The sequence below is a fragment of the Maribacter sp. genome, from assembly GCA_020629415.1.
Taxonomy (GTDB): domain Bacteria; phylum Bacteroidota; class Bacteroidia; order Flavobacteriales; family Flavobacteriaceae; genus Maribacter; species Maribacter huludaoensis.
This window is the reverse complement of record JAHDDL010000071.1, coordinates 1-8,048: the sequence shown is the minus strand read 5'-3', so window position 1 is coordinate 8,048 and position 8,048 is coordinate 1. Positions and strand designations below refer to the sequence as shown.

The 8,048-nt window shown below is 37.5% G+C and carries 7 protein-coding genes; 2 read left to right on the top strand and 5 right to left on the bottom strand.

Features of this window, described 5'->3' with window-relative positions; all coding sequences use genetic code 11:
- Positions 1-2,115 (top strand): tryptophan-rich sensory protein (locus tag QZ657_RS16875; RefSeq protein ID WP_291968203.1); only part of this gene is annotated, 2,115 nt, incomplete at its 5' end.
- Positions 2,108-3,862: a hypothetical protein gene (locus QZ657_RS16870; protein WP_291968202.1), complete on the top strand. Its 1,755-nt coding sequence runs from the start codon at positions 2,108-2,110 to the stop codon at positions 3,860-3,862. The genes QZ657_RS16875 and QZ657_RS16870, both read left to right, overlap by 8 nt.
- A 7-nt stretch (positions 3,863-3,869) precedes the next feature.
- On the opposite strand, the gene QZ657_RS16865 is transcribed toward QZ657_RS16870, so the two are convergent.
- From QZ657_RS16865 to QZ657_RS16845, 5 genes are all read right to left on the bottom strand, one after another.
- Positions 3,870-4,283 carry a DUF6691 family protein gene (locus tag QZ657_RS16865; RefSeq protein ID WP_091603114.1) on the bottom strand — a complete coding sequence of 138 codons (414 nt, stop codon included), beginning with the start codon at positions 4,281-4,283 and terminating at the stop codon, positions 3,870-3,872.
- A gap of 1 nt (position 4,284) precedes the next feature.
- The gene (locus tag QZ657_RS16860) at positions 4,285-4,845 is read right to left on the bottom strand and encodes a YeeE/YedE family protein (protein WP_291968201.1); all 561 of its coding nucleotides are present in this window, start codon (positions 4,843-4,845) and stop codon (positions 4,285-4,287) included.
- Positions 4,846-4,911: 66 nt separating this feature from the next.
- Complete coding sequence (locus tag QZ657_RS16855; RefSeq protein ID WP_291968200.1) at positions 4,912-5,931, bottom strand: cytochrome d ubiquinol oxidase subunit II; 1,020 nt, start codon at positions 5,929-5,931, stop codon at positions 4,912-4,914.
- Positions 5,928-7,241: a cytochrome ubiquinol oxidase subunit I gene (locus tag QZ657_RS16850; protein ID WP_291968199.1), complete on the bottom strand. Its 1,314-nt coding sequence runs from the start codon at positions 7,239-7,241 to the stop codon at positions 5,928-5,930. Before QZ657_RS16850 ends, QZ657_RS16855 begins: the two co-directional genes overlap by 4 nt.
- Positions 7,242-7,353: 112 nt before the next feature.
- Complete coding sequence (locus QZ657_RS16845; protein WP_291968198.1) at positions 7,354-7,881, bottom strand: DsrE family protein; 528 nt, start codon at positions 7,879-7,881, stop codon at positions 7,354-7,356.
- Positions 7,882-8,048: the final 167 nt, after the last annotated feature.

The window sequence follows — 8,048 nt, the reverse complement described above, 5'->3', positions numbered from 1 at the left end:
TGGTTTGGCTTGGCATTATTTATTGTAAGCGTGTTATTTTTTGTCTTCATAAAAAAGCCTTGGAAGCATAATTTGAACGCAACAAGTTCCTATATAGATGCTCACGTTTCAGAAGCCTCATTTAGCACGGGATTGTTATTACAACCAGAAGACAATTTATCCAATTTAGCCAGATTACAACGCTATAAGGTTTCGGAAGAGCTCACCAAAAGATTGGGAGATATAACTCCGCCAAACGCCCTAAAACAAGCTTTTTCAGTCATGTTAGGTTGTTTATTACTCGGCTTTGTATTGCACAAGTTGGCTATATTTCGCGGGGTTGTAGACGAGCTGAACAATCCGAAAAATACCGAGCAAATTCAATTCGTGGCAACGGATAGTGTACAAGCTAAAAACAGTATTCCGGCAATTGAAAAGCAGGAAATACGGGTTATTTATCCACCTTACACAAGATTAGGGAGTAAAACTACAGCAGACCCAAATATAAAGGCAGTTACCGGGGCTAAAATTCAATGGAGGTTACAATTTGATGCTGCAGTTGTAGCACCGGTATTAGATGTGATGGGCGATTTAATACCCATGCAAAAATCAGAAACAGGTTATCAAGTGCAATTGCCTTTAACAGCATCAGGTTTTTATAGTTTTAAATTTAAAAATGAAGACGGAACAGAGTTTACATCCGATTTATTTTCTTTGGAGGCAGCAGCGGATAATCCGCCCGAAATAGAGATTTTAGGATTGGAGCAATACACCTATTTTGATTTTTCCGATAAAAAATTGGTAGAACTGCAAAGTACCATTACAGATGATTTTGGAATTGATGAAAGCTACATTATTGCAACGGTAAGTAAAGGCACGGGAGAGTCTGTAAAGTTTAGGGAAGAAAAATTGAATTTTGAGGAAGCCATTTCAAAAGGAACCAAATCTACACGAGCCACCAAAACACTAGATCTGAATGCCTTGAAAATGGAAGTGGGTGATGAGCTATATTTTTATATAGAAGCCTTTGATGAAAAACAGCCGAAGCGTAATGTGGCACGTAGCGAAACGTATTTTGCAGTAATCAAAGATACTGTGGGAGAGCAATTTGGTGTAGAAGGAACTTTAGGCGTAGACCAAATGCCCGATTATTTTAGAAGTCAGCGACAATTAATTATTGACACCGAGAAATTAATAAAGGATAAACCCAGCATTTCAATTCAAGAATTTAAATCGAGAAGTAATGAATTGGGGTTTGACCAAAAAGCGTTGCGCCTAAAATACGGCCAGTTCATGGGCGATGAATCTGAGATGGAAGAAGCACCTACCGTGATCGAAAGTCATAAAGAAGGTGAAGACCATGATCATGCTGAAGATCAAGAAAATATACTCAAAGAATTTATGCATGACCATGATGGTGATAACGAGCATAACTTGGTAGAACAGCATGGGCACGAACATGAAGAAACAAGCGAAGAACCAGAAGACCCTTTGCATGATTACCTGCATAATCATGATGATCCAGAAGAATCTACCTTGTTTGAAGAATCCTTAAAAACCAAATTAAGAAAGGCATTAAGTATCATGTGGGATGCCGAATTATATCTGAGATTATACGAACCAGAAAAGTCGTTGCCGTTTCAATACGACGCTTTAAAATATATTCAAGAAATAAAGAACAGTGCCCGTATTTATGTACATCGCATAGGATTTGACCCGCCACCGATTAAGGAGGAAAATAGGCTTACCGGAAAAATAAAGGACATTAAAAATTATAGTAAAAACGAAACTACTAGTGCAGACCAACCTTTTGAAGCCATTATAAACGCAGTTAGCCGATTGGAACAGTTGGTACATGGCGAACAGAAGTTTAAAGAGGATGATACTATACTTTTTACCGCTGCAGGCAACAAACTGGCACAATTGGCAATAGAAAACCCGAGTAAATATTTGCAGGTACTGCAAGGGCTAAAAAGTATAGAGAACAACACAGGAAGAACCATTGAAAATTACCGATTCGTTCAAAAAGGATTGTTACTGGCTTTGCCAAGTACGCCGCAGGTACCCGGATTTGAAAAAGTGTACAGAGACGAAATCAATTCACTATTTCTAAAACAATTGGAAGTGTATGATTGATGGAGTTTCGTTTATTCAGAAAGAATTGCTACTACCTATAATTTTAGGTGGTGTATTGGTATTTGCTGCTTTTATTTTTAAGGAATGGCAAACTCAAAACAAGGGCAGGTTTACTTTAAATGCTATAGTTGCATTTATAACGCTGTTCGCCTTAATTTTAATTATTTTAGAACCTAGCAAAGAAGTAGAAGTACAGCACAAGCAAGGACTGCTTTTAACCGAAGGTTACCGAACGGCACAACAAGATAGTTTAGAGGCTATTTATGAGGGGATTCAGGTATTGGAATATAATCCAAAACAATCGGTTCGTAGGGCTTTAGATTCGCTCACAAGTCTGGTTGTTATTGGCGATGGGGTAGCACCCTACGATTTTTATAAGTTTGATAGTATACCCACAAGCTACTTAACTAACGAAATTACATCAGGAATTACCAAGGTAAAGTGTAATGATCACCTTGTTTTAGGGGATGAGTTTAGGCTGAACGGAACTTATGCTAAACCGAAACTAGGTTCCATTTTGGTATTGCAAGATTCACGTGGTAACGGATTGGATTCTATTTCTTTAGAAGATAAGAGTTCGCAAAATTTTTCTTTAAAAACAGTGCCAAAAGTTAGTGGTGATTTTATTTTTCGGTTATCCGAAAAAGATAGTGTGGGCAAGATGTTAGCATCGAAACCGCTCCCAATTACAATTCGTAAAAAAGAACCTATTCGTGTGTTGATCGTAAACACCTTTCCAACGTTTGAAACAAAATACCTCAAGAATTTTTTAGCGGATCAGGGGTATGAAGTTACGGTTCGTAGTCAGTTGACAAAAGGCAAGTATAAGTTCGAGTATTTTAATACCAAAGCATCGCCAATTTATCAATTTACCGAGGAGAACTTAAGTAAGTTCAATGTGGTCATTACAGATACCGAAACCTATTTCAATTTCGGAAAAACGGTAAAAAATCGCTTTGAACATAGCATACGTGAAAATGGATTAGGCTTGTTTATTCAACCAACCGAACTGCTGTTTAAACTTGGTAAAGCAATGCCATATTTTAGTTTTAAAAGCGATGGCGTAAATGAGGTGCAATTGCCCAATAGTACCGTTAACATAGAAAAATATCCATTTACATTTAATGAAACATTCGCTGTGAATGCTATAGATTCAAATGAACTTGGAAAATTATCGTATTACAAGCAATTGGGCTTGGGTAGAGTTGCAACCACAACATTGTTAAATAGTTATCAATTATTGTTGCAGGGAAAGGATCAAGCCTATAAAAGCATTTGGACTCAAATTTTAGATAAAATCGTACAACGAAAAGAACAGGCGGTAGCATGGCAATGGCAAACGGAATTGCCAAAAGTGGGCGAGCCTTTCTCTTTTGTATTACGTACCGGTTTGGAAGATTTTCAGATAATAAATACTGAAGAAAAACGTATTCCATTGCTACAAGATGCAAGCGTATCTTTTAAATATTCGGGTACTACATATCCGAAGAAAGCAGGGTGGAATACTTTGGAAGTAGAAGGCGACAGTACCACTCAATTTTCCTATTACGTTTATAATGCCGATGATTGGAAATCTTTAAGTGCATCTCATAAAAGAGAAGCGAATACAAAACAGTTTGGCAAAGAAATAAAAGAAAATAGGACAGTTGTGGTAAACCGTCCTATATCGCTACTATTGCTTTATATATTGTTTCTATTGGGAATTGGATGGTTATGGTTGTCTCCAAAATTATCATCCCAAAGTTAAATCAGTTTTAATGTGGTAGTTTGTCCTTTAGCAAACCGTAAACGAATGTGCCTAGAATAGCACTTGCAATTACGATTAAGATAGAAAAGTAACCAGCGCCTGCAAGCACGTACATAGGACCTGGGCAAGCACCTGCCAACGCCCATCCTAATCCAAAAATGATTCCACCGATCAAATAATTGGTAACACCTTTTCTTTTGGGGTGCAAGTTCATTTCTTTTCCTCCAATGGCTTTGATGTTATTTCTTTTAATAATCTGAACGCCTATTACCCCTAAAACAAGGGCAGAGCCAATAATGCCATACATATGGAAAGAGCCAAATTGGAACATTTCATAAATACGAAACCACGAAGCAGCTTCAGATTTATACATGATGATGCCGAAAAATATACCTATGGTCAAATAACTTAAATACTTCATGTTAGCTAAAAATTAGTGGGAATAAAAGGTGAATCATAACCAAGCCTCCAATAAAGAAACCTATCACGGCAATTAAAGAAGGCAACTGTAAATTACTTAGTCCGGATATAGCGTGACCACTGGTACAACCACCCGCATAACGAGCACCAAACCCGACCATGAATCCGCCTAAAATTAGCACGGCAAGTACAAATGGATCAGTTAGGTTTTCAGAGGCAAAAAGCTCCGTAGGTAAATAAGCTTCACCCGCGCTCTCAATTCCGTAATCCGTTGAAAGTTGTTGTGCAACTTCAGGATTTATTTTTACCGTATTGTTGGACATAAATTGAGAAGCGATAAATCCGCCAATAACAGCACCAAGAACAACAATTAGATTCCATTGTTGCGCTTTCCAATCGAACTTAAAGAAATCGGAATATTTTGCGGCACCACCAATAGAACACATGGTTCTAAGATTAGAAGACATGCCAAATTGTTTGCCTATGTACAGTAGTACAAACATGGTTAAGGCAATTAAAGGTCCGGCCACATACCATGGCCAAGGATCGTAAATCAAATTCATAGTCATATTTTGAAACGCAAAGAAATGGAATTTAAAACACTTGCTTGGTAACCAATGTTACACAAGTTAGCGCTCTAAGAGTTTGATCAATTTAAAAGATTTGAGTAAATGGAAAAGCCCCGGAATAATTAAGACACCGCCTACAAGCAAAGAAATGCCCAAAACGTTCATAACACTATCAGGAACAGGTTGTTCATAAATGCTAATGCTACCTGTGGTGGTGAAAAGTATGTTTGGAAAATGCGTAATGGTAGCCGCAAATAGAATAAAGAATATTTGAATGCCTGCCAATGCCCTAGAGATGATTCTTCTACCGGATTTAATACTTTTCCAAAGCGGAAGTAATAAAATACCGGAAACTACAATGGCAGAGATAGACCAGATGTTACTAATGAAATCTACAACAAAAGCGATACCTGACAAATACCCAAATGCCAATGTTATAAAACCCAAAGAAACTACTACTATAGTTGCTATAGAGGCTTTTCTCATGTACATGGATTTACTGGTGTCATCTACCTCACCAATTAAAAATACCGATGCCAAGAAAGCACAAAGGGCTGCATAAAAGAATCCCGTTAAAATGGAAAAAACATTGAACCAAGAGTGTACATAAACTTCCAAAAAACTATGGTTTTCCATCTGTGATGGATTAATAATGTCTCCACTGACCACGCCGCCCATGGTAAGGCCTAAGAATATTGGGGTAACTAGACTAGAGGTTTTAAACATCCAATCATATAAAATTTGTGAACTGTCTTTATAGGCATCATAATATCGAAATACAAAGGCCACACCTCTAAGGGTTATACCCAGTAACACCAGGGTCAATGGAATATGTAGTGCGAGCACTAAAATGTTGTAGTAATGGGGGAAGGCGATCCATAGAATCACGATTAAAATAATAATCCAAATATGGTTGGCCTCCCAAACTGGACCCATTACTTGGTAGACGGTCTTCTTATTGATAGCTTGGTTTTCTTTAGAGGAGAACAACTCAATGATTCCCGCGCCAAAATCTGCTCCTGCCAGTAAAACGTAGAGCAATAAAGAAATGGCAAGAAAGGCTAGTACAACGTAGATCATGCTTCATTGGTTTTAACACTGTTCAAGAATTTAATTTGCCTTGCCATTAACCATGTTACCGCAATGGTCAATATGGTATATACAGCTATATAAGTGTACAAACTAAATACAATACCTGGCATTGGGGTAACGGCATCTTTGGTTTTCATAATGTTGTGTATGATCCAAGGTTGCCTACCAACTTCGGTAACGATCCAACCAGCTTCAAGGGCAACAAAGCCCAATGGAGCTAAAAGAGCAAACAACAACCAGAATTTTGGCATATTGAACCAAGATTTCTTTTTGTACTTGGCTACAAAAAATAGCATACCCGCTATCAATAAAAGAGAGCCTAATCCCACCATGGTCTGAAAAGCGTAATGGACCATGGCAACATTAGGTTGCTCATCTTTAGGAAAATCATTTAATCCTTTTACTTCGGCATTAAAATCACCAAAAGCTAGAAAGGATAGGGCATTGGGAATTTCCAGCTTGTACTTGACCTCTTGAATTTCGTTATCCACAATTCCGCCAATATAGAGCGGAGCTCCTTTTTTGGTTTCGTAATGCGCTTCCATGGCAGCCAACTTAACGGGTTGCCTTTCTGCAATATCCTTGGCAGAAAGATCTCCGCTTAAAGGCTGTAGAATAGCAGCTATGGCGGCAAATGTTATGGCTATTTTAAATGCTTTCTTATGAAGCTCAATATTACGTTTTTTATAAACTTGGTAAGCATGAATACCTGCTACGGCAAATCCTGTAGCCGTAAAAGCGGCTAAGGTCATATGCAAAGCTTGGGTAAACCATGCAGGATTAAATAGTGCTTTTACCGGATCTATATTTAAGAATTCGCCATTAATGTAATCAAAACCGGAAGGTGCGTTCATCCAACCATTGGCGGAAACTACTAAAATACCGGACATTACTCCAGATATACCTACAATGATACCGGTGAACCAGTGAAAAGTTTCAGGAATTTTTTTCCATCCGTAAAGGTAAAATCCTAAAGCAACGGCCTCCACAAAAAAAGCTGCACCCTCTAATGAAAATGGCATTCCTATAATAGGACCTGCATATTTCATGAATTCAGGCCACAAGAGACCTAGTTCAAAGGAAAGTGCAGTACCGGATACGGCACCTGTAACAAAGAAAATGGCAACACCTTTTTGCCATGATTTTGTGAGTGTAAGGTAAATGGGATTGCGTGTATTCAACCATTTTTTGTGGGATACCACCATAAAAAATGGCATAACCATACCAATGCAGGCGAACACAATATGGAAAATAAGGGTAAACGCCATTTGTAGTCTTGCAGCATCTATATTTTCCATAATCCACCTGTTTTAAATATGGATATAAAGATACGAAACGGTGTGTTTTTCTTACGTTACAAAGGTTACCTAAATCAAAAGAAAAGTGTTAAAAATCCATATAGTTCGCTGGTTATGGCATTAAGATATAACCATCTAATTGATAATTGGCCAGCACCATCATTGCAGAAAGACCAAGTTGTGTATTTGGGTTAAGATCTTCGGCTCCAATACCTCTAGAAGCTGTTGCTTGAGCACAAACATAGAATTGTACTCCGTAGTCCTTTAAAAGCTGTATAACCTCTACATTAGGGTTTTCTTTCTCATATTTAGCTTTGTATTTTTTGTCGTTTAAAGCCGTGAATGTTGCACCACCATGTATGGCAGCAACAATATTTATATTGTCAGCGGAAACACCGCCCGAGCCTAACATATTTATTAAACGGGCAATTTTAAAATAACCAATATTGGTACCATGCATTTCACGGTCATCCTTAAGGTCAAAAACGATATTATATTTTTTAGAAGCATCGGGTTGAACTGCTACATCTTTGAATTCTTTAATTTTTCCGTAACCGTTTATGATCGGGGTCGTCCATTCTTGAGCGGTAGTAAGTTGTATGGCCATAATAGTTATTAATAAAAGAAGTGTTTTTTTCATGTGTTTCAGTATTTGAAATGATTGTTAAATTGGTTTGAATCTACACGTACTAATTTCTACATTTTTATATAGTAATAAAAATTAAGTTAATGTATTTAACGCAAGTGTAACTAGGGTTACTGTCATTATGTTACAATAATTATAGATTCGTTAGTTAAATTAGCGAT